The sequence below is a fragment of the Nonomuraea sp. NPDC049784 genome, assembly GCF_040659615.1.
In the GTDB taxonomy this organism is placed as follows: domain Bacteria; phylum Actinomycetota; class Actinomycetes; order Streptosporangiales; family Streptosporangiaceae; genus Nonomuraea.
Genome location: NZ_JBFAMX010000142.1, coordinates 1 through 20,939, shown reverse-complemented (window position 1 = coordinate 20,939; position 20,939 = coordinate 1). Strand labels below are relative to the sequence as shown.

Genomic DNA, 20,939 nt, shown 5'->3' with positions numbered 1-20,939 from the left:
GCCGCCCGGTACGCGGCTCGTCACGGCGGGGCGTTCTGCGCTGGCTCGTCCCCCTCGGCCCTGCCCTCGTGCTCCTCGCGCTCTTCCTGGCGGGGCCGATCCTCTGGAGCATCTACATCGCCTTCACCAACGAGACGCTGACGGGCTCGGCCTCGGTTCATTCGCGGTTCGTCGGCGTGGCCAATTTCGTCAAGCTCTTCGGCGACCCGAACTTCCTGAACTCGTTCCTGCTCACGTTCGTCTTCGTCATCGGCTCGGCGGTCATCGGCCAGAACACCCTGGGCCTGATCATCGCGCTTCTCCAGCGCGGCCGCGGCCGGGTGACGCGCAGCGTCGTCAACGGCGTGGTGATAGCCGCCTGGGTGGTGCCGGAGGTCGTGGCCGCGGCCTGCTGGTACTCCTTCCTGGCCGAGGAGGGCACCCTGAACACGGTGCTCGGCATCTCCCAGGAATGGCTCTACACCGCCCCCATGCTGGCGGTGATCCTGGCGAACATCTGGCGCGGCACGGCCTTCTCGATGCTCGTCTACTCGGCCGCCCTCTCGGAGGTCCCCGGCGACCTGCTGGAGTCAGCCGCGGTGGACGGCGCAGGACCGGGCCGCCGCCTCCTCCACATCACGCTCCCGCTGATCCGCCGCTCGATCATGGCGAATCTCATGCTGATCACGCTGCAGACCCTGGCCAGCTTCGGCCTCATTTACGCCCTGACGGGCGGCGGGCCCGGCACGGCCAGCCAGACGACGCCGCTGTACATGTACGAGCAGGCGTTCCGCTATTTCGAGATCGGCTACGGCTCGGCGATCGCGCTGGTCATGCTCGTGATCGGCGCGCTGTTCTCGATGATCTACCTGCGCCTGATCAAGGTGGAGGACGCATGACACGACTCGCCGCCCGCGCCGGCGCCTGGCTCGCGCTCGCGCTTATCACGCTGGCCTTCCTGGGCCCGTTCCTCTGGGTCCTGATCGCCTCGGTCGAGCCCGAAGCCAGCCTGGCCGCCCAGCCCACGCTCTCCTTCTCCTTGGACAACTTCAAGGCCGTCCTGACCTGGGACACGATCATCCTGCCCCTGATCAACTCGATCGTCATCTCAGGCTCCACAGCGGTGCTGACGGTCCTGGTGGCGGGCCTGGCCGCATACCCGCTGTCGCGTTACCAGCTCCGATACCGCCGCCACTTCATGCTGACCCTCCTGTTCACCACGGGCCTGCCGGTGACGGCCGTGCTCGTGCCCGTCTACGCGATGTTCTTCCGCTTCAACTTGTACGGCTCCGTACCGGCGATGGTGCTGTTCCTGACGGCGAGTTCGCTGCCCTTCTCCATTTGGATGATGAAGAACTTCATGGACGGCGTGCCGGTGAACCTGGAGGAGGCGGCCTGGGTGGACGGCGCCGGCTGGATCCGCTCGCTGACAGCGGTGGTGGGCCCTTTGATGGCGCCCGGGATCGCCGTGGTGGCCATCTTCGTCTTCGTCGGCCAGTGGGGGAACTTCTTCGCCCCCTTCGTCCTGCTGGACACGCCGGAGAAGCAGCCGGCGGCGGTCACCATCTACACGTTCTTCTCGCAGTACGGCCAGGTGGCGTACGGTCAGCTGGCCGCCTTCTCGATCCTGTACACGGCTCCCGCGGTGGTCCTGTACGTGGCGGTCAACAAGTATTTGGCGAGTTCCTTCAGCTTCGCCGGCTCGGTGAAGGGCTGAAGGGAATTCCGCAGTCAGATCTTGACGATGATCTCCGCTCGGCCCTTCTCCGACGTGGCCGTGATCTTCCAGCAGCCGTGTGAGGGGAAGTGGACGCCCATCGGCAGCGGCCCCGGCAGCCCCTCCGACGTGGGGCTGAGGGTCGCTGCTCCCTTGGCGTCCGCCCCGACCGCCGTGACCGTTACGGACGGCGGCTTGTCGCTGGACGTCCATAGCGGGCGTTTGGCGTAGAACCCGTTGCCGGCCGGTTCCACAGAAGCGCCCCATGTGGCGTCGTCCGGCGCGATGAACCAGATATCGGATTCGCCCACGGCTCGTTCGATGCCGGCGTCCAGGAGCCCCCGCGGAAGCTCCTTCGCCGCGCGGATGGTGTCGTCACACACCGCCGGTGCCTCTCCTTCGGCATCAGGCCGGGCCGCGGCATCGCACCCGCCGCACAGAACGGCGACGGCCACGGATGCCGCAGCCCGGATGATCAACCGGAAACGTCGTGTCACCATGTCCAGGCCGTCCACAGGGGCAGGGCCACCATGACGACTACTCCGAGCATCTGCGCGCCTCGAACATTGGTCCACAAGCGCTGGCTGCGCATGAGTCCCGTGCTGGTCGGCGGGCCGAGGCTGACGGAAAGGATCAGCGGTATCGCGAAGGCCAGGCCATAGACCGCGCCCAGCCATGGAGGCGCCGCTCCCGTGAGGGCCGCGAGCAGCAGGACCCACGACGTGAACGAGACCCGGTAGGTCGTACCGATGATGCCCGTGTCCCCACCCCACAGCAGCGGTGTCACCCACCAGGTGTCCGTCGTGTGCGCCAGTTCCTTGGCCGTCTGGCGACGCAGGCCCAAGGACATGCGCCCCCGCGCGACCGCGATGAGGTCGACCACCAGGCCGGCCACACTCGCGACGCCCAGGACGACGGTGACCGCGAAGGCGGGCAGCACACCGGAGATCAGCTGACCCAACTGCGACAAGACGAACACCGTCAGAGTCGCCGTCGAGACGTGCGCGGCGGTGAGGATGAGGATGAACGACCGGGCTCGCTGCCGGCCGAGTTCAGAGTCCCCTTGCACGAAGGGGCGGATCACTCCGATGAATGACTGGCCTCAAGGGCTGTACAGCTGGGCGAAGCCCGCCACAGCCGCCAGTGAGAGCACCCAGTAGGTCAGCATGCCAGGGTCAGTAGTACCAGATGGAGCAGTAGTACGAGCCGGACCAGCAGGAGGAGGACGTGGTGCATTCGCCGCAGTACACCGTGCGGCCGCTGCCGTCCTTGCAGGTCCAGTAGGTGCGGTTGTATCCGGACGGGCAGTACCACCGGGGCCGGTCCACGGGGTACGGGCACCACCGGCTCGTCGCCAGCGCGCAGCACGGCGATCCGAGCGGGTCGGCCTTGGCTTCCTTCGGTTGGAGGAGGGTGGCCAGCCCGGCGATGATGGCGCCGGCGGCCGTGTACATTCCTGCGCGACGTAGCGGTTCCTTGACCGTGCGGATGGTCTCCGGCCCGGCGTTCTGCATGGTGGTCATGCGTCTCCTGCTTGTCTGTCAGGGGATGGTGATGAGTTCTGGCGCGGCCAGGAGCGCTTCGAGTTGCCGGAACGACGGGATGGTCTGGGCGGACACGGCCCTCCCGTCCTGGAATACGACGGCTGAGGGTGCCACGGTGATGTCGAGCGTGGTGGCGATCTTGGCTTCCTCGTCGACGATGACCCGGTCGGCGGGCATCCTCGCCGCGGACAGCCACGTCTCGGCATCCTCGTGCGAGCGTGCTTCGATGACGAGCCGCACGCCGTGCGGCACTTCGCCGCGCAGCCGTTTGGCGATGGTCTGGCATGTGGAGCACATCGTCGACAGGAACAGCACGATAAGGCGCTCGTGCCCGTCGAACTCGGCCGGCAGTCCGGCCGAGGACGGCGGCGTCGGCAGTCCCTCGGGAAGGGCGAGCGCCTCTGGGGTGTCGTTCAGCCCCAGTTCGGTGCGCACCACTTCGAGCGTGCGGTACTGGTCGACCAGCGCCAGGACGCAGATCAACACGACGATGGTGAGAATGCAGACGGCTATGGTGAGTGCGATCACGAAGCGTCCTTGTTGACGACGGCCCGGGTGAACACGCGGTTCTCCCGGGCGAGAGGGAGGCCTCGCAGCCCGGCCAGGACGGCGAGGCCCAGTGCCAGGGCTGCCAGAGTCCACAATCCCTGCTCGGCGCGCAGCCCGCTCTGGTCCACCAGCACCAGCACGGCCAGGGCTCCCCACAGGGGCAGGTACGCGATCTGCCTGACGCCGAGCGGCCGCGACGAACGGCCCAGGCACGCGCATCCGATGTTCTTACCGCCGAGCAGTGCGATGGTGCCCGCGCCCGCGAAGGAAAGCCCGAGAATGCCCACCATAAGGGCGGTGAGCATGGGCCACGGCATTGCTGCCAGCATCATCGCGGTCGCGATTTCCAGTGACGGCACGGCGAACGCCAGCGCGCTTTTCCCGGGAACCGCCAGGGCGGCCAGGGTAAGGCGAAAGTCGCGCGGTTCGGCGAGTTTTCGTGTTCCGGCGTAAAGGAGGAGGGTGGCCGCGGCGAACCGGGCCAGGAGGGAGAGGAGTTCCGGCATCAGTCGGTGCTGGGTGATCTGACGTCGAGCACCTGAGCGTCCGGCAGCGTCGTGCCCATGAGCGCGACGAGGACCGTGCTCTGCCCCGCGGCGCTGAGCTGCTGTGAGGGAGCGGCCTTGACGCCGTTGAGGGTCACGACGCCCTTGCTGTCGCGGCTCGGCGCGCCCGTCGTCCACGTGCACAGGGGAAGGGCCACGAGCCCCAGCTCGGCGACCCGGTCGGTGACGGTGACGAGGTCCCCGACGCGCGGAAGCACGCCCTCGGGAAACCCGGTGTAGGAGACGTTCTTGAAGGTACGGCCGTCGCGCTCGGCTACGGCCGTCACCGTGCCGGATGCGGTCTCGGTCACCCTGGCGGTCTCCTCGACGGTCGTGGCCGACGCGAGCGCCTCGCTCGCCAGAGCCCCGGCGGCCACTGTGGAGACGGTTGCCACTGTTCCGGTTCTGAGAAGGTTTCGCCTGGACAGGAAACGTCGCTGCTCATCTGACATAAGGCCTCCGCCGAAAACGAAACATCACTGGGCATTTCACGGGATATCCGGAAATTTTGGTACGCAGCCCAGTGCGCGCATTCAGTGTGAGCTGCCGTGATCATGGCTGTCAATATGGTGGCCAAAAAGTCTGACAGACGGCCGAAAATCGTTCCCCGGCACCGTCGTTACAGGCCGTCATCCTCACGCGCCGGAGCCGTCGCCGAGCCGTGACGGGCCTGATAGATCCGCAGGTCGTCGCTGATGCGCCGGGTGACGCCTCGCGCGTCGAGGTGTTCGAGGAGGGAGAGGGCGACGCGGCGGCTGGTCGCCAGAGCGAGCCGCGCGTCCCTGACTGTGAAGGGCGACGCGAGCCGCGCCAGCGTGTCAGCGGCCCGGTCCAGCGCATCGGGCAGGAGCACGACGTTCTTCCCGATCGATGTCAGCGTGCCGAAGCGGATCGCCGCCGCCAGCGCCTTGCCGGTGAGGCCGAGCTCGGCGAGCCGTTCGGGGGTCGGGGCGTCGAAGGGATGCCCGCAGAGGTGGGCGGTCAGCTCGGCCACCGCCTTGGCGATGGGTGCGGGCAAGGTGCCGCCGGCCGATACCACGCGCCCCGACCGGACCGTCAGCGGCGGCGCGACGAGCGCTTCCGCGAGCCTGCGGTCCGGCAGTCCGAGCAGCTGCGCGGCGGCCTCGAGCGTGACCCCTGGATCCAGCGGGGGCCTGCGCGCGACGTGGTCGGCGAGGCGGCGCCGCAGAGCCGACCAGTGCCCGGGGTCGGCGAACCAGTCACCGGTCACGGGCTCGCCGATCGGCGGACAGCCCATCGCGGCCAGCTCGGCTCCCGACAGCACACCATGCCAGCGCAACAGGGTGACGGCGTCGGGCAGGCCGGCCTCGCCGAGCTCGGCGGCCCGCGCCGCTGCGGCCCCCCGGCGCCGCAGTGGAGCCGGGCGCACGTCCAGCACGTGTACGCCGGCGGTGATCTCGTGCCGGCCCGGTTCGCGGAGCAAGGCGCGATCGCCCGTCCTGAGCGGCAGGGCACGGTCGAACGTGAGCCGGGCCGTGCCGGTCCCCAGGGCCCGCACGCGGACGGGTACAGCGGCCGATCCGACATGCAGGGTGGCCTCACCGCGCCGGCCCGCGTCCGGAGCCAGCCGGACGTCGGCGACCTGAGTCGGCAGCCAGGCGTCGGGCGTGACCAGCGCCATGCCGCGGGACAGGGCCGCACGGTCGACGCCGCGGAGGTTGACGGCGACCCGCGCGGTCGCGTGGACCACGTCCCTTTCCTGGTTGAGCGTCTGCAGCCCTCGGACTCTGACCCGGTGGCCGTCGATGTCCAGTTCGTCGCCGATGCGGAGAGTCCCCTGGGTGAGCGTGCCGGTGACGACGGTCCCCGCGCCCTTGACGGTGAACACCCGGTCGATCCACAGCCGGACCGCTCCCTCGGCGTCCGGGCTGGGAAGCCCGGCGACGAGCTTGGCCAGGGCCGCCTCCAGCTCGGTTAGGCCCTCGCCGGTCAGCCCGCTCACTGTCACGATCTCGGCCCCCGCCAGCCCGGTGCCGTCGAGGCGCTCACGTGCCTGCCGTGCCGCGGGCATGGGGTCGGCCAGATCGCAGCGGGTGACGACGACGAGGCCGTGCCGTACGCCCAGGGCATCGAGCGCGGCCAGGTGCTCGGCGGACTGGGCCTGCCAGCCACCGTCGGCGGCGACGACGAACATCACCGCCGGGACCGGCCCCACCCCGGCCAGCATGTTGCTGACGAACCGCTCGTGCCCGGGCACATCGATGAACGCGATCCGCTCACCCCCGGGCAGCGTCGTCCAGGCGAACCCGAGGTCGATCGTCATGCCCCGGCGCCGTTCCTCCGCCCAGCGGTCGGGCTCCATCCCTGTCAGCGCCCTGACCAGCGTCGACTTCCCATGGTCGATGTGGCCGGCGGTGGCGATCACATACACGCGCGCTCCACGGCCGCGGCGATGATCTCGTCCTGGCCGGGGTCGACCGTGCGCAGGTCGAGGATCAGCCGCCCGCCGGTGACCCGGCCCACCACAGGCGGGTTGCCGGTGCGCAGCCGCACGGCGAGTTTCCCGTCCACGGCGATGCCCGCGCTGGGCAGTTCCACTCCGGGAGCGCCGCCGCCGCCGACCCTGGCGACGGTCTCGACCGCTTCCGCGCGCTCGCCCAGGCGCGCGGCCAGCCGCCGCGCGCGTTCGGCGAGCTCTTCGGCGGGCACGTGCAGCGCGACGTGCACCGGCGGGCGCGGGCCGCGCAGCGTCGCCTCCAGCGCGGCGAGGGTGAGCTTGTCCACCCGCAGCGCCCGGGCCAGGGGGTGGCGGCGCAGCCGATCCACCAGGGCCGCGTCGCCCAGCAGGAGACCCGCCTGCGGGCCGCCCAGCAGCTTGTCCCCGCTGGCGGCGACCAACGCGGCTCCCCCGCGCAGGGTGCCGGCGGCGTCCGGTTCGCCGGGCAGGAGCGGCTCTGCTCGCAGGAGTCCTGAGCCGATGTCGGCGACCACTGGCGGCCCGGCCGTGGCCAACTCCGTGACGGACACCTCGGAGGTGAAGCCCTCGATGCGGAAGTTGGACGGGTGCACCTTGAGGATGAAGCCGGTCTCCGGGCCGCAGGCGTCCAGATAGTCCCGCAGGGACGTCCGGTTGGTGGTGCCGACTTCGCGTAATCTGGCGCCGGTCGACTGGAGGAGCTCGGGGATGCGGAAGCCGTCGCCGATCTCCACGAGCTCGCCGCGGCTGATGATGATCTCCTTGCCCTGGGCGAGGGCGGTCGCGGCCAGGACCAGCGCCGCCGCGTTGTTGTTGACCACATGGACCGCCTCCGCCTCCGGGACCGCCTCCGCCAGCGCGGCAAGCGCCGTACGGCCCCGTCGTGCCCGCCCGCCCTCGGCCAGGTCGAACTCCACGTCGGCGTAGTCAGCGGCGGCCCTGATCGCCGCCACCGCGGCACGGGACAACGGAGCCCGGCCCAGGTTGGTATGCACGATCACGCCGGTGGCGTTGATGACGGAGCTGATGCCACTGGCCGTTGTCGGCAGCAGAGCCAGCGCCGCCTCAACCGCCTCGTCCGGCTTGAGGTTGCCCGCGCGAACACGCTGCTGCGCCGTCCGCACCGCGGCCTTGACCAGCTCGCGTCCGAGTGCCTCCTGGGCGGCGACGAGCCGCGGGTCGGACAGCATGCTGTCGGTCCGCGGCACGCGACTGCGTTGATCCACTGACGGCTTCCCCCGCTGCTCGATGAGCGGAGGCGGACGGGAATCGAACCCGCCGCGCTGAGATTCTCAACGCCACTGGTTTTGAAGACCAGGAGGGCCACCAGGCACCTAAACGCCTCCAGAGGTGATCATAGTTTCATGACAGAGCTCAGATTGACGCAGTACGGTACTGGCGGTGGCTGTAGCTGCAAGATTCCCCCGAACGAGCTGGAGACGCTGGTGGCCGGTTTCGCCCGCACCGGCTCCAGCGGATCCCCCGCGGGGGACTTACTCGTGGGCATCGACCACGGGGACGACGCGGCCGTGGTCCAGGTGCCGGGCGACGCGTACGCCATGGTGGCGACGACCGACTTCTTCCCCCCGGTCGTCGACGACGCCTACGACTTCGGCCGGATCGCCGCCGCGAACGCGCTGTCCGACGTATACGCCGTCGGGGGCGAGCCGGTCATGGCGCTCAACCTGCTCGGCTGGCCTCGCGGGGTCCTGCCCCTCGAACTGGCTGCCGAGGTGCTGCGCGGCGGCTTCGCCGTCACTCAGGCCGCCGGCTGCCATCTCGCGGGAGGTCACAGCATCGATGACCCGCACCCCAAGTACGGCCTGGCCGTCACCGGCCGCGCCCACCCGGACCGGCTGCTGCGCGTGGACGCCGGCGCGCCGGGTGTCCCGCTCACCCTCACGAAGCCGCTCGGCGTCGGCGTGCTGAACACCCGGCACAAGGCCACCGGCGAGGTGTTCGCCGAGGCGATCGCCGTGATGACGACGCTCAACCGTGACGCCGCCCGCGCGGCCGTGGCGTCGGGGGTGCGATGCGCCACCGACGTCACCGGCTTCGGCCTGCTGGGCCACCTGTACAAGCTCGCCCGGGCGAGCGGGGTCACCGCCGTCATCGACAGCGCCGCGATACCGTACGTCGCGGGCGCCCGTGAGGCCGTCCGTGACGGGTACGTCAGCGGCGGCTCGCGCAGGAACCTGGACTGGGTGGCGCCTCACTGCGACTTCGGTGGCGTTCCGGAAGACGAACGCCTGCTGCTGGCCGACGCGCAGACCTCGGGCGGGCTGCTCGTCGCCGGTGAGATCCCGGGCCACCCGATCATCGGCGAGCTCGTCCCCCGCGCCGAGTCAGTGCTGATCGTGAAATAGACCAGTCCCTTGGGGGCGCCGATCACCCCCAGGGGACGGAGCAGGCTACGCGCAGGTGTAGCCGGAAGGCGTCTGCGTGTTGCCGCTCGGCCGGCTGACCTGGAAGCCGAAGGTGGTGCTGGCGTTCGGGGCCAGGGTGCCGTTGTAGCCGAGGTTCTTGGCAGTGACGGTCTGCCCGCTGACGGTGAGGGTCGCGTTCCACGAGCCGGTCAGCGTGTGCCCGGCGGGCAGGGTGAAGGTGACTGTCCAGCCGCTGATGCTGGAGGTCCCGGTGTTGGTGACGGTCACGGGCTGGACGACGTACCCGGTGGCCCACTGGGTCTGCACGGTGCCGGCGGCCGTGCAGCCACCGCCGCCGCCGGGGCCGGCCGTCGTGGTGAAGGTGCCCAGGGCGGAGTTCGCCGACACGTTGCCGGCTCCGTCACGCGCCCGGACGTACACCTGGTACTGGGTCGAGGGGCTCAGCCCGGTCAGTGCGAGCGAGTTGGTGGTGGACTGGCCGAGCAGCTGATCGGTCGTGCCCTGCTCGCGGTAGACGTCGTACCCGGCAAGCCCGCTCCCGCCGCTGTCGGTGGAGGCGGTCCAGGTCAGCGTGGCGGAGTTCGAGGTCACGTTGCTCGCCGAGGGCGTGCCGGGTGTGGTCGGCGGGGTGGGGTCGGTGGTCGAGCCATCGGCCAGCGCGTCGTGCACGGCGGTGTACGACGGCTTCTGCTGGTAGTTCTCGTCGTAGATGAGGGCCGCGCCCTGCCCGGAGAACGTGTCCGGCACCCAGGAGTACTTGTCGGTGAAGCCCCAGATCGTCGGCCGAGGTGGTCGGGAGGAGGACGGCTGCGAGCATCCCCACCAGGCTGAACGCCAGAAACTATCGGAAGACAAATGAAAGTTTCACATCTGGCGTACGTACCTACCGGTCGGTACTGTGATTTATCCAGAATAATCGTCCACCAGCCGGGAGTTCTGCGCATGTCTCTTTCGCACGCCCAGGTCCAGGCCCAGCTCACCGGACCCGGCCAGCTGTTCGAGATCGAAGAGATCGGCGACACCGGGGTACGTACGTGGAAGCACGCACCGACCCACTTCCGGGCGCTGCTGGAGATGAGCAGGTTCCACGGTGAGAAGGTCTTCCTCGTGTACGAGGACGAGCACATCACGTTCGAGGACCACTTCCGCCGCGCGGCGACCTTGGCCAACCGCCTGGTCGAGGAGTACGGGGTGCGGAAGGGCGACCGGGTGGGCGTGGCCATGCGCAACTACCCGGAATGGGTGGTCTCGTTGTCGGCCGCGCTGGCGGCCGGTGCCGTCGCCGTACCGCTCAATGCGTGGTGGACGGAGGCCGAGCTGGCCTACGGTGTGAGCGACTCCGGCGCCAAGGTGCTGATCGCGGACGGCGAGCGCGCCGCCAGGCTGGCTTCGACGGGCGTCCCCCTGATCGTCACCCGAGGCGAGGTCCCGGCGGGCGCGCGTGCGTTCGACGAGGTGATGGGCGAGGTCGCCGCCGACGTCCGGCTCCCCGACGTCGAGCTGTCCCCGGAGGACCCCGCCACGATCTTCTACACCTCTGGCACGACCGGCAGCCCCAAGGGCGCGCTGGGCAGCCACCGCAACCTCGGCCAGTCCCCCATGACCGTCGCCTTCGGCCTCATGCGCGCGGTGGCCATGGCGGGCAAGGACATCGCGGCCGCGGCCGCCACCCGCAGGGTCACGCTCCTGACCGTCCCCCTGTTCCACGTCACGGGCTGCTTCTCGGCCCTGACCACCACCATGTTCAGCGGCGGCGGCCTGGTGCTCATGTACAAGTGGGACCCCGAGCAGGCGCTGCGCCTGATCGAGCGCGAGCGCGTGACCGCCATGATCGGCGTGCCCACGAACGCCTGGCAGCTCATGTCCCACCCCGACTTCGGCAAGTACGACCTGTCGTCCCTGACCACCCTCGGGTACGGCGGCGCCCCCGCCCCGCCCAAGCTCCTGGAGCGCATCACCCAGAACCTCCCCGACCGCGCCCCCTCCAACGGCTACGGCATGACCGAGACGAGCGCCCTGGCCATCGGCAACGGCGGCGCCGACTACCAGGCCAAGCCCGACAGCATCGGCCTGCCCTCGCCCGTGGTGGACGTGCGCGTGGTGGACCCGATGGGCAACGAGCTGCCGCCCGGAGAGGTGGGCGAGCTGTGCGTACGCGGCCCGAACGTCATCATGGGCTACTGGAACAAGCCGGAGGCCACGGCGCAAACCTTCGTGGACCGCTGGCTGCACACCGGCGACCTGGCCAAGATCGACGACGAGGGCTTCGTCTACATCGTTGACCGCGCCAAGGACATGGTGATCAGGGGCGGCGAGAACGTCTACAGCGCGGAGGTGGAGGCGGCCCTGTTCGAACACCCGGCGGTGGACGACGCGGCGGTGATCGGCGTGCCGCACGAGGAGCTGGGTGAGGAGGTGGGCGCGGTCATCCGGCTGGCGCCGGGCACCTCGGTCGCCACGGAGGACCTGCAGTCGTTCCTCCGCGACCGGATCGCCAAGTTCAAGATCCCCGCCCACATCTGGTTCCGGGAGGGGGAGCTGCCCCGCAACCCCGGCGGCAAGATCCTCAAGACCCACCTCCGCAGGGAGATCCTGGGCGCGTAGCCCTTTGACGGGCTCCCAGAGGCGGCCGGGCCGCTCCTGGGAGCCCGTCAAGCGTCGCCGCTCGCTGGACCCTGCCCTTTAGGCCCGCGGGGATCGGAACGGATTTTGGCGGTAGAGATGATCACGTCCCGTCAGGCCGGCCACCGTCAGAGGTAGGCGGGTACGCCACGGGGCCTTCTCCCGCAGCGGGATGTCGCGGCGGCTCTGCAGCCGGCGCAGCGCGATCCTGGGCACGGCCCGGGTCGCTCGCCCATCAAGGCGGCGTTCATCCCGCCCGAGCAGCGACATCCACTCCCGCCGCTCCTCCAGCCCATCGCCGAACCCTCGCGCTCGCCGTCGACCATGCGGTGTCGTGTCAGCGGCAGCGTCAGGACGGCGACAGCCCGGTATCAGAGCGGTCGGCGATGGTGAATGCCATGAACGGTCCAGCGATTGCGGCCTCGGGGCTGCGAACTAGGCCACGCCGGACTCACCCCCGACCCTCGTGCGTCGCCCATCGAAGCCCATGAGCGCCACGCCGGGACGGGTCTCGCAAGATCGAACACTGTAGGTAAGGGGATTCATGATGGGACACAGCAACAGCGGCTTCTCCGCAACAGGGCTGCGCAGACTGCGTGAGGTGCTGGCACGGCATGTCGAGTCCAAGAAGATTCCCGGGCTCGTCGCCCTGGTCGGCCGGGGCGATGAGACGCACGTCGAAGCGATCGGGACGATGCGCCAGGACGGTGGCGCGCCGATGCGCCGGGACACGATCTTCCGGATGGCCTCGACGTCCAAGCCGGTCGCGATCGCGGCGGCGATGGTCCTGCTGGATGAGTGCCGGTTGCGGCTGGATGACCTGGTAGAGCCGTGGCTGCCGGAACTCGCCGACCGGCGGGTGCTGAAGCGGATCGACGGCCCGCTGGACGACACCGTGCCGGCGCGGCGGCCGATCACCGTACGGGACCTGCTGACCTCCACGTTCGGGCTCGGCATGGATATGACGTCGCTGGGCACTCCGATCATGGGCGCGATCTTCGAGCAGGGGCTCACGCCCGATCTGCCGGAGCCGATGCCCGAGCCGGATGAGTGGATGCGCCGCCTGGGCACGCTGCCGCTGATGCACCAGCCCGGCGAGCGCTGGCAGTACCAGATCAGCAACGATCTACTCGGCGTGCTGGTGGCCAGGGTCACGGGCCAGTCGTTCGAGACGTTCCTGCGTGAACGCATCTTCGGCCCCCTGGGCATGAAGGACACCGCCTTCCACGTGCCCGCCGGCAAGATCGACCGGCTGCCGACCCTGTATGCCCCCGACCCGCAGACCGGAGAGTTCCTCGTGTGGGACGAGCCCGCGGGGGGACGGTGGAGCCAGCCTCCGGCCTTCCCGGGCGGCGGCGGCGGGCTGGTCTCCACCGTCGACGACTACCACGCCTACTTCCGGATGCTGCTCAATGGCGGGAGGCACGGCAGCGAACGGATCCTGTCCCGGCCCGCCGTCGAGCTGATGACCACCAACCGCCTCACACCCGAGCAAAACGCCGCCCGAAACGCCATGGCCACCAACAACGTCCATGTGTCCTTCGGCCAAGGGCAGCACGGCGGCTGGGGCATGGGGAAGGCGGTGCGCACCTACCGCGGCGACTACGCGCCCATCGGCCAGTTCGGCTGGGACGGCGGAAGCGGCACCTCGACCTACGCCGACCCGGCCAACCAGCTCACCGGAATCCTGCTCACCCAGGTCGGGATGTCCGTCCCGGATCCGGCGCGGCTGATCCACGACTTCTGGACCACGCTCTACCAGGCAATCGACGACTGACACCGAGCCCGGTCCTGGCCCCGTTCGCCAAGGTCAGGTCGCCCAAGGGTGACATCCCCCGGGCGACCCCGACCTCAGCAAGCCAGATACCCCGGGCACCACCAGGACCGCATTCCACCATCCACCCGTTCACTTGACTTTCAGAACAGATGTAAAGGACCACACCACCATGTCCATCACCCTGACCGACCAGGACAAATCCACCCTGCGCACCGCCGCCTACGGCGCTGTCACGCTGATGTCCGCCGCCGATGCCGCCGGCAAGCCCCACAAGGTCGCCACCGAGGGCTCCATCGCCCTGGCCTCCGCCACCGGCCTGGTCGGGCACGTGCTCGCCGAAAAGACCAGGGACATCAACCTGAACGGCAAGTCCGTAGCCGCAATCGCCGACCACGTGCTGCCGGCCCTGACGGCAGCCATGAGCCTGCTCAAGAAGCAGGATCCGGCAGAGGCCGACAACTTCCGCGGCACCGTCCTCATCGCCATCGAAGCAGCCGCCCGCACCCACCTGGGCCGGCCCAGCCCCACCATGGCCGACATGACCCGCAAGATCACCGAAGCCCTCGACGCCGCTTGACGGGATGTCCCGGGGTCCTCTCCGGACCGGCCGGCCGAGCTCGCTGAGCCCGGCCGGCCGGTCCACAGGCGCGGACGCCGGGCCGAGCAGGCAGAACTGGTCGACGATCCCGCCGGGTTCGTCAAGATCGCGGTCCGACTGAACGCGGAGGACGATCGCCATCGCCCCCGTGGCTAACCGTTGCTGTAGATCCGTACCGGTGTCACGAACACAGCGGTGCGGCGCTGCTCCCGCATCACCCGATCGTAGGTGTCCCAGTCGTCGTGCGTACCGCCCGCGGCCGTGAAGATCTCGCGCAGGATGACCCGCAGGCGTTCGGCGTCGACCTCCGGGTGCGGATCGTCCGGCCCGACGAGCTCGGCGGTGCCCTCGACGGCCGCCCACTGCCACCCCGAACGCACAGTCACGGTCATCTGCGGGCGCAACCGCAAGTTGGCCAGCTTCACCTTGCCGTAGGTCACGAACGCCGCGACCTCCGCCCCTGTCAGCGGATGCGACATGAAGGCGACGTTCACCACGGATGTCTGGATCGTCGCGGCGGCGCGGAGCGTGGAGATGACCGCCAGCCCGCTCTCCGCACGCCCGAGTGCCGCCGCCTCGTCGAAGGATGTCATAGCGCCACACCCTAACCAGCTCCGCGGAGTAACCGCAGATAGGGGCGCATCATCGGCGAGGAGTTGCGGCGGGAGATCCACGAATGCCTGCAGGTGGTGGAGAACTGGAACTCCGCCAACATCGCCGGAGGGCTCGTCCTCGCCTTGTCGCCGTTGCTCGTCGTGATGGCGATGCTGCTCGTCATCACGCGAGAGGGGTATTCCAGAGACGGGTGGCGCCGGCATCGCCTGGCACCTGCCGTACATCCTGTTCGCGCCGTACTACCACAGCGAGGGGGACCGAAGCCTGGTGCTGCTGTTGTTCAGTGGACCCAGCGGTGATAGTCGTCCAGGTCGACGTTGCTGCCGCAGATGATGGTGACCAGGTGGCGGCCGGCGAAGCGGTCAGGGTCTTCCAGGACGGCGGCGACGCCGAGGGCCGCTGAGGGTTCGACGACCAGACCCGCATGCTCCAGGAGCATCCGCATGGCCGCGACGATGGACGTCTCCTGGACCAGGACGGCGTCGTCGGCCACCTTAAGGAGGTCGTCCAGGACGGCGGGGATGGGGTGCCGACCGGCGACGCCGTCGGCGATGGTGTCAGTGGAGTCGGTGGCGATGACCCGGCGCTCGTGCCAGGAGCGGGTCATCGCGGGTGCGCCATGGGGCTGCACGCAGATCACCTCGGCTCCGGGCGCCAGAGCCTTAAGGACGTAGCCCACGCCGGTGGCCATGGCGCCACCTCCCAGGGCGATCAGGACAGCGTCGAAGGAGGACGCCCGTGGCGCCAGTTCGAGGCCGATGGTCGCCGCACCCTCGCAGGTTTCGATGTCCAGGCTGTCCTCGACCAGGCGGACACCGCGCCGCTGCGCGATCCCGGCCGCCCGCTCTCGGGCCATTTCGAAGTCGCCGTCGACCAACTCCAGTGCCGCGCCCAGAGCGCGAATCCGATCGAGCTTGGCGGCGGGTGCCCGGCGCGATGCCACGACCGTCACTTCGATGCCACGGCGGCGACCCGACCAAGCGAGCGCCCAGCCGAGGTTGCCGGCGCTGGCGCATACCGCGGCTGTCCGTCCCTGGTCGCTCAGCCGGCTCGCGACCAGCTCGGTGCCCCGCGCCTTGAAGCTGCGGACCGGATTCGCCGTCTCCAGCTTGATACTCACCGCGCAGCCAAGCGCGCGTCCCAAGGCGTCGCACCGGAACAGCGGAGTGTCCAGAAACATCGGGTCGATCACGCGGCGAGCCGTGCGGATCCGGTCAAGATCGAGGCGCGTCTTGAGCACGACACGACAACGTACCCCACAGAAGCGTCGCCTTGACAGCCGGCGCCCATTTGTCGCTGGATCGGTCACCGTGCGTAATAACTCGACCACTGGCGTCTGCGCCGCGTCTCCGCGGCAGAAGAGGATGCTCGGCAATCACAGGCAGGGCACCGCGCTTGTCGCTGCGTAGCAGTCAGCCCGCACGTTCTGCGTCACACCTTCGCCACCCAGCTCATCCGCGACGGCAAAGAACCCATCCTCGCCGAACTCCTCGGCCACGGCTCGCTGGACACCACCCGTCACCAGAGCTGCCCACCGAAGCCGACAAGGCCGGCGTTCTGGATGCCCTCATCACTGACAGGGCAAAGAAGTCACAGGTCGCTAATTTCCGCACTCAGCCTCCTCGAAGGCCTTTACGTGGCGGGTAATCGCGCTCCCTACGTGCCGGCTGACATCGTTCAGGTGTCGCAACAAGCCGTCGCAAGGGAGCCGACATGACCACCGCCCTGACCGTCACCGCCGACCGGACGAAGTTCCTGCGCCTCGCGCTGACCGCCGACGCCGTCGTCACCGGCGTCAACGGGCTGGTCTACCTCGCCTTCGCCGCGCCGGTGAGCGATCTGCTCGGCCCCGGCGCGGGCCTCCTGCGCGGGATCGGCGCCTTCCTCCTCGTGTACGGCGCCGCGGTCGGCCTCCTGGCCACTCGCCGCGCGATCAGCCCGGCCGCCACCAGGGCGGTCATCGCACTGAACATCATCTGGACTCTGGGCAGCATCGCCGTCGTCGTCACCGGCGCCGCGGACCTCACCACGGTCGGCGCGGTCTGGGCCATCGCCCAGGCCCTGGTGGTCGGTGTGTTCGCCGAGCTCCAGATCACCGGCCTCCGCAAGACCCGCAACAACTAACGACAAAGGAAATGATCATGAACCTCATCGAGCGCTACATCGCCGCCTGGAACGAGACCGTCCCCGAGGCCCGCGCCAAGGCCGTGGCCGAACTGTGGACCGAGGACGGCACCTACACCGACCCGTTGGCCGACGTGAGCGGCCACGCCGGGATCGCCGCGGTGATCGAGGGTGCGCAGGGCATGTTCCCCGGCCTGGTGTTCACCCCGGGCGAGGTGTACGACGCCCACCACCACATCGCCCGCTTCACCTGGCACCTCGGCCCGGAGGGCGGGGAGCCGATCGTGGTCGGCTTCGACGTGGTGGAGCTGGCCGAGGACGGCCGGATCCGCTCGGTCCTCGGCTTCCTGGACAAGGTCCCGGCCGCCTGATCCGACTCCTCACCCCGAGGCCCCCGCTCCGGCGGGGGTCTCTGCCTTTTCACGACATCGCTGAAATCGATTTGCCCTGATCACCTCCCTCATCAGACAATTGACCCTCGTGCCCGATGGACTGAAGCGCCTACTCCGCCACCTCTCCATAGACCTGAGCCCCCTCCGCGATTCCCGCGACTACCGCCTCCTCTTCAGCTCAGGCGTCATCACGATGTTCGGCACGTTGATCACCATGGTCGCCGTGCCGTACCAGATGAAGCAGCTGACGGACTCCTACGTCGCGGTGGGCCTGGTGAGCCTGGCGGAGTTCGTCCCGATGGTGGTGTGCGGTCTGTGGGGCGGGGCGATCGCCGACGCGCTCGACCGCCGCAAGATCATCGTCCTGAGCGAGCTGGGTCTCCTCGTCACCTCGGCCGCCCTCATGGTCAACGCACTGCTCCCGAGCCCTCAGGTCTGGGTCCTGTACGTGATGGGCGCCATCTCCACCGGCATCTCCTGCCTGCAACGGCCGAGCCTGGAGGCCGTGTTCCAGCAGGTCGTCAAGCACGAGCAGCAGGCCGCGGCGGCGGTGTTGTCGAGCATGCGCTGGAACTTCGGCGCCATCGTGGCCCCGGCCCTGGGCGGCCTGCTGGTGACGGCGTACGGCTCGGCGGCGGCGTACGGCGTCGACACGCTGAGCTTCGTACTGTCACTGGCCCTGCTGTGGCGGATCAGGTCGCTGCCGCCCGCCGAGGACGCCGCCCCCGCGTCGCTCAAGTCGCTGGTCGAGGGCGTGCGGTACGCCGCGGGCCGCAGCGACCTGATGGGGACGTACCTGGTGGACATCGCGGCCATGGTGTTCGCCATGGCGACGTCGCTGTTCCCGTTCCTGGCCGACGAACTGCGCGCTCCGCAGGCGCTGGGACTGCTGTACTCGGCCGCCGCTGTGGGCGCGCTGATCGCCTCGCTCACCGGCGCCTGGGCGGCCCGCGTCCAGCGCCAGGGCCTCGGCGTGATCGTGGCGGCGACGCTGTGGGGCGCGGCGGTGGCCCTGTGCGCGCTGGCCCCGAACGTCTGGGTCCTGGTCGTCTGCATCGCGCTCGCGGGGGCCGCCGACATGGTCAGCGGCATCTTCCGCATGACGATGTGGAACCAGACGATCCCGCAGGAGCTCCGCGGCCGCCTGGCCGGAATCGAGCTCCTCTCGTACGCGTCCGGCCCGATGCTGGGCAACGCCCGCGCCAGCCTGATGGCCAACGTGGGCGGCACCCGCTTCTCCCTGGGGTCGGGCGGCCTGCTGTGCGTGGCCGCCGTGCTCGGCCTGGCCGCCGCGCTGCCGAAGTTCCGCAGGTACGACGCCAGAACGGACGAGCACGCCCTGGCGGAGAAGGCCCGCAGAGAGGCGGCCGCCGCCTAGCTCACCGGTTTTCCGCCCTGTTTTCCGCCCTGTTTTCCGCCTTGGCGAACACCCGCAATGCCTCGGCATCGGAGTGAACGCCGGTCACGTAGTCCGCCACCCACTCCTCGATCCCGCCGAACCCGCTCTCCCGGACCAGCCGCTCGGCCGCCCGGGCCGCGTCGAACGGGGTCCGGCGCAGGGTCACGGCCCCGGTCTCGCCATCGAGCAACGCCCAGTGCGCCCCGTCCTTCCCGTACGGCATCCCGACGGACCCGGGATTGACGACCAGCACCCGATCGGCCAGCCGCACGAACGGCATGTGCGTGTTCCCCAGCACCACGGTGTCGGCGCTCTCCCCCGCCAGCACCTCACCCCACCGCTCCAGCGAACTGTCCACGAGGATCATCTCGTCATCCCTGCGCGGCGTCGCGTGCACGAACAACGTGCCCCCCAGCCGCCCCAACTCGACCACCTGCCGATCGGGCAAGCCGGCCAGCAACTCAACCTGATCGTCCCGAAGCTGCTCGGCCGCCCACTTGGACACGGGATACGGGCAGTCCTTCCCCCGGACCGCCTCCACCAGCTCCCTGTCGGCGTTCCCGTTGACCCACAGCGCCCGCTCCCCCAGCGAGACGAGCACGTCAAGCGTCTCAACCGGCATCGGCCCCGCGGCCATGTCCCCGGTCAACGCGATCAGATCGGCCCCGGCCACCTCGGGCTCGGCCAGCACGGCTTCAAGCGCGGGCAGCACCCCATGAATGTCGGACAACACAGCGATACGCATCCCACCACTCTCCCCGAACCCACCCACCGCGGGGAGAGAAGTTCGCGTCCGACGAACGCTCATTCTGTGTATTGGTCATCGACTTCACCGAGATCGACCGGCTTTAAGCGGACTCAGCCCGCCTCGCGCCACCCTTCGTACCGCTCCACCAGCTCATCCACCTTGGCCAGCGCAGCCTCGTCGAGCCCTTCGAGGACGACCAGCCACTGCGCGTCCTCGGCGTCGTCCTCCCCGGCCAGCGTCTCCCGCACCGCCCGCGGCACCCCGAGCGAGGGAAACCACTCCCCGAGGGTCTCCGCCGCTTCCTCGGCGTCATCCCGATCGGCGAACACCAGCAACTGCCTCATGCGACCGCATTCTCCCATCCACCTCATCGAATGCCACACGCACGCAAAGTTGCGACCGCTAACTTTGAGTCATGACAGCAGAGCATGACGTCGAAGAGCTACCGTCCTGGGTCATCCCGCCCCCGGAGGGACTCGTCGCCGAAGACCTCGACCGCCTGCCGGGCCTGCCCAACCACGCGGAGCTGATCGACGGCAGCCTGGTCTTCTTCGCTCCCCAGACCGCCATCCACTCGTGCGCCGGGTCCCTCTTCACGTCCGCTCTTCGCCGCTGGGGGCCGCAGGGCCTGCGAGTGCGGAGCCGGATGACCATCATCCTCGACGAGGACCAGCGCCCCTAGCCCGATGTCACGGTCATCCGCTTCACCGGCGAAGACGACTCGAGCCGGACCTTCTACTGGGGGAAGGACGTCATGCTCGCCGTCGAGGTGGTCACCCGCGACACCAGATCCCGCGACAGGAAGCGCAAGCCGCTCCTCTACGCCGAGGCCGGGATCCCGCACTTCTGGCGAGTCGAGACCGAGACCGACCGGTTGGTCGTCTACGTCTACGAGCTGGACCCCGCCACCGGGGCCTACGTACTCACCGGAATCCACCGCGACAGGCTGGAGCTGACTGCCCTTCGACCTCGACATCGACCTCACCGACATCGACTGAGGGCTGGCACGGCACCCGCCGTACCAGCCCTTCGAAGCAGCTCAGGCGCTACGGAGCTGAGCCCCCACGCGGTCGGCCGCCATGGCCACCGCCGCGTCGCGTGCCGCCGTCGTCTCCTCCACCGTCAACGTCCGGTCCCCGGCCCGGAAGCGCATCGTGTAGGCGAGCGACTTGTTCCCCTCGCCCACCTGCTCCCCCGCGTACACGTCGAACAGCCGGATCGACTCCAGCAGCTCGCCTGCCCCGTCGCGCAGGGCGGCCTCCACGTCGGCGACGGGCGTGAAGTCGGGCACGATCAGCGCGACGTCCTGCGTGGCCACGGGGTAGGCCGACACCGGCGGGGTCTGGACCGGGCCGGGCATGGCCGCTTCCAGCCGCGAGATCTCCAGCTCCATGGCCGAGGTCCGCTGGGGCAGCCCGTACGCCTCGATGACGCGCGGGTGCAGCTCGCCCGCGTGCCCCACCAGCGTGTCGCCCACGTAGAGGGCGGCGCAGCGGCCGGGGTGCC

The 20,939-nt window shown here is 69.5% G+C and carries 25 protein-coding genes, 1 tRNA gene and 2 pseudogenes; 12 read left to right on the top strand and 16 right to left on the bottom strand.

Translation table 11 applies throughout. The features are described from left to right. Both AB0J09_RS26940 and AB0J09_RS26935 read left to right on the top strand, forming a co-directional pair. On the top strand, window positions 1–878 hold an 878-nt coding region (locus AB0J09_RS26940; RefSeq protein WP_360696651.1), incomplete at its 5' end, for a sugar ABC transporter permease. Then, complete coding sequence (locus AB0J09_RS26935) at window positions 875–1,696, top strand: carbohydrate ABC transporter permease (protein WP_360696648.1); 822 nt, start codon at window positions 875–877, stop codon at window positions 1,694–1,696. The genes AB0J09_RS26940 and AB0J09_RS26935, both read left to right, overlap by 4 nt. A 14-nt stretch (window positions 1,697–1,710) precedes the next feature. Here the strand turns inward: AB0J09_RS26935 and AB0J09_RS26930 are convergent, their stop codons facing one another. The 9 genes from AB0J09_RS26930 to AB0J09_RS26890 all read right to left on the bottom strand — a co-directional run bounded on the left by AB0J09_RS26930 (window position 1,711) and on the right by AB0J09_RS26890 (window position 8,117). Continuing rightward, entirely contained in the window at window positions 1,711–2,079 is a 369-nt protein-coding gene (locus AB0J09_RS26930; protein ID WP_360696645.1) for a hypothetical protein, read from the bottom strand. A 110-nt stretch (window positions 2,080–2,189) separates the two neighbouring features. After that, complete coding sequence (locus AB0J09_RS26925; protein WP_360696642.1) at window positions 2,190–2,765, bottom strand: hypothetical protein; 576 nt, start codon at window positions 2,763–2,765, stop codon at window positions 2,190–2,192. A gap of 106 nt (window positions 2,766–2,871) precedes the next feature. Then, entirely contained in the window at window positions 2,872–3,219 is a 348-nt protein-coding gene (locus AB0J09_RS26920) for a hypothetical protein (RefSeq protein ID WP_360696639.1), read from the bottom strand. 18 nt (window positions 3,220–3,237) lie between these two features. Beyond that, window positions 3,238–3,768, bottom strand: coding sequence for a hypothetical protein (locus AB0J09_RS26915; protein WP_360696636.1), 531 nt, complete (start codon window positions 3,766–3,768; stop codon window positions 3,238–3,240). Continuing rightward, entirely contained in the window at window positions 3,765–4,295 is a 531-nt protein-coding gene (locus tag AB0J09_RS26910; protein ID WP_360696634.1) for a MauE/DoxX family redox-associated membrane protein, read from the bottom strand. The genes AB0J09_RS26915 and AB0J09_RS26910 overlap by 4 nt, the downstream gene beginning before the upstream one ends. Continuing rightward, complete coding sequence (locus AB0J09_RS26905; RefSeq protein ID WP_360696631.1) at window positions 4,295–4,729, bottom strand: hypothetical protein; 435 nt, start codon at window positions 4,727–4,729, stop codon at window positions 4,295–4,297. Before AB0J09_RS26905 ends, AB0J09_RS26910 begins: the two co-directional genes overlap by 1 nt. 224 nt (window positions 4,730–4,953) lie before the next feature. Then, window positions 4,954–6,726, bottom strand: a complete 1,773-nt coding sequence (gene selB / locus AB0J09_RS26900) for a selenocysteine-specific translation elongation factor (RefSeq protein ID WP_360696628.1) — start codon at window positions 6,724–6,726, stop codon at window positions 4,954–4,956. Next, on the bottom strand, window positions 6,717–7,979 hold the full coding sequence (selA, locus tag AB0J09_RS26895; RefSeq protein WP_360696625.1) for an L-seryl-tRNA(Sec) selenium transferase: 1,263 nt from the start codon (window positions 7,977–7,979) through the stop codon (window positions 6,717–6,719). Before selA ends, selB begins: the two co-directional genes overlap by 10 nt. 44 nt (window positions 7,980–8,023) lie before the next feature. Continuing rightward, window positions 8,024–8,117: transfer RNA gene (locus AB0J09_RS26890), tRNA-Sec, on the bottom strand. Between the two features lie 18 nt (window positions 8,118–8,135). On the opposite strand from AB0J09_RS26890, the gene selD reads away from it, so the two are divergent. Then, a complete protein-coding gene (gene selD, locus AB0J09_RS26885) occupies window positions 8,136–9,137 on the top strand; it encodes a selenide, water dikinase SelD (RefSeq protein ID WP_360696622.1) in 1,002 nt (333 codons plus the stop codon). A gap of 45 nt (window positions 9,138–9,182) precedes the next feature. Here selD and AB0J09_RS26880 read toward each other — a convergent pair whose 3' ends face one another. Beyond that, entirely contained in the window at window positions 9,183–10,013 is an 831-nt protein-coding gene (locus AB0J09_RS26880) for a cellulose binding domain-containing protein (RefSeq protein WP_360696619.1), read from the bottom strand. Between the two features lie 87 nt (window positions 10,014–10,100). Between AB0J09_RS26880 and AB0J09_RS26875 the strand changes: the two genes are divergently transcribed. The 3 genes from AB0J09_RS26875 to AB0J09_RS26865 all read left to right on the top strand — a co-directional run bounded on the left by AB0J09_RS26875 (window position 10,101) and on the right by AB0J09_RS26865 (window position 14,134). Then, a complete protein-coding gene (locus AB0J09_RS26875) occupies window positions 10,101–11,762 on the top strand; it encodes a class I adenylate-forming enzyme family protein (RefSeq protein ID WP_360696616.1) in 1,662 nt (553 codons plus the stop codon). 565 nt (window positions 11,763–12,327) lie between these two features. Next, a complete protein-coding gene (locus AB0J09_RS26870) occupies window positions 12,328–13,557 on the top strand; it encodes a serine hydrolase domain-containing protein (RefSeq protein ID WP_360696657.1) in 1,230 nt (409 codons plus the stop codon). Between the two features lie 169 nt (window positions 13,558–13,726). Then, window positions 13,727–14,134 (top strand): hypothetical protein, encoded by a 408-nt coding sequence (locus tag AB0J09_RS26865; protein ID WP_360696613.1) that lies wholly within the window; start codon window positions 13,727–13,729, stop codon window positions 14,132–14,134. A gap of 173 nt (window positions 14,135–14,307) precedes the next feature. Here AB0J09_RS26865 and AB0J09_RS26860 read toward each other — a convergent pair whose 3' ends face one another. The 3 genes from AB0J09_RS26860 to AB0J09_RS26850 form a co-directional block, all read right to left on the bottom strand. After that, window positions 14,308–14,748: a TIGR03618 family F420-dependent PPOX class oxidoreductase gene (locus AB0J09_RS26860; RefSeq protein ID WP_360696610.1), complete on the bottom strand. Its 441-nt coding sequence runs from the start codon at window positions 14,746–14,748 to the stop codon at window positions 14,308–14,310. Between the two features lie 11 nt (window positions 14,749–14,759). Beyond that, entirely contained in the window at window positions 14,760–14,933 is a 174-nt protein-coding gene (locus tag AB0J09_RS26855) for a hypothetical protein (protein ID WP_360696607.1), read from the bottom strand. A 117-nt stretch (window positions 14,934–15,050) separates the two neighbouring features. Next, on the bottom strand, window positions 15,051–16,010 hold the full coding sequence (locus AB0J09_RS26850) for a pyridoxal-phosphate dependent enzyme (RefSeq protein ID WP_360696604.1): 960 nt from the start codon (window positions 16,008–16,010) through the stop codon (window positions 15,051–15,053). A gap of 96 nt (window positions 16,011–16,106) precedes the next feature. Between AB0J09_RS26850 and AB0J09_RS26845 the strand changes: the two genes are divergently transcribed. The 4 genes from AB0J09_RS26845 to AB0J09_RS26830 all read left to right on the top strand — a co-directional run bounded on the left by AB0J09_RS26845 (window position 16,107) and on the right by AB0J09_RS26830 (window position 18,664). Then, entirely contained in the window at window positions 16,107–16,487 is a 381-nt protein-coding gene (locus tag AB0J09_RS26845; protein WP_360696654.1) for a site-specific integrase, read from the top strand. Further along, window positions 16,484–16,894, top strand: a complete 411-nt coding sequence (locus AB0J09_RS26840) for a hypothetical protein (protein ID WP_360696601.1) — start codon at window positions 16,484–16,486, stop codon at window positions 16,892–16,894. The genes AB0J09_RS26845 and AB0J09_RS26840 overlap by 4 nt, the downstream gene beginning before the upstream one ends. A gap of 17 nt (window positions 16,895–16,911) precedes the next feature. Next, window positions 16,912–17,265 carry a nuclear transport factor 2 family protein gene (locus AB0J09_RS26835; RefSeq protein WP_360696598.1) on the top strand — a complete coding sequence of 118 codons (354 nt, stop codon included), beginning with the start codon at window positions 16,912–16,914 and terminating at the stop codon, window positions 17,263–17,265. Between the two features lie 109 nt (window positions 17,266–17,374). Beyond that, entirely contained in the window at window positions 17,375–18,664 is a 1,290-nt protein-coding gene (locus AB0J09_RS26830) for an MFS transporter (protein WP_360696595.1), read from the top strand. 1 nt (window position 18,665) lies between these two features. Here AB0J09_RS26830 and AB0J09_RS26825 read toward each other — a convergent pair whose 3' ends face one another. Together AB0J09_RS26825 and AB0J09_RS26820 are read right to left on the bottom strand one after the other, a co-directional pair. Then, window positions 18,666–19,430 (bottom strand): metallophosphoesterase family protein, encoded by a 765-nt coding sequence (locus AB0J09_RS26825; RefSeq protein WP_360696592.1) that lies wholly within the window; start codon window positions 19,428–19,430, stop codon window positions 18,666–18,668. 113 nt (window positions 19,431–19,543) lie between these two features. Further along, window positions 19,544–19,777 carry a hypothetical protein gene (locus AB0J09_RS26820; RefSeq protein ID WP_360696589.1) on the bottom strand — a complete coding sequence of 78 codons (234 nt, stop codon included), beginning with the start codon at window positions 19,775–19,777 and terminating at the stop codon, window positions 19,544–19,546. Window positions 19,778–19,848: 71 nt separating this feature from the next. Between AB0J09_RS26820 and AB0J09_RS26815 the strand changes: the two genes are divergently transcribed. Both AB0J09_RS26815 and AB0J09_RS26810 read left to right on the top strand, forming a co-directional pair. Then, window positions 19,849–20,115: a hypothetical protein gene (locus AB0J09_RS26815; protein ID WP_360696586.1), complete on the top strand. Its 267-nt coding sequence runs from the start codon at window positions 19,849–19,851 to the stop codon at window positions 20,113–20,115. Between the two features lie 15 nt (window positions 20,116–20,130). Beyond that, window positions 20,131–20,325, top strand: a pseudogene (locus AB0J09_RS26810) (Uma2 family endonuclease); the annotation flags it as partial. 147 nt (window positions 20,326–20,472) lie between these two features. Here the strand turns inward: AB0J09_RS26810 and AB0J09_RS26805 are convergent. After that, a pseudogene (locus AB0J09_RS26805) lies at window positions 20,473–20,939 on the bottom strand (phenylalanine--tRNA ligase subunit beta); the annotation flags it as partial.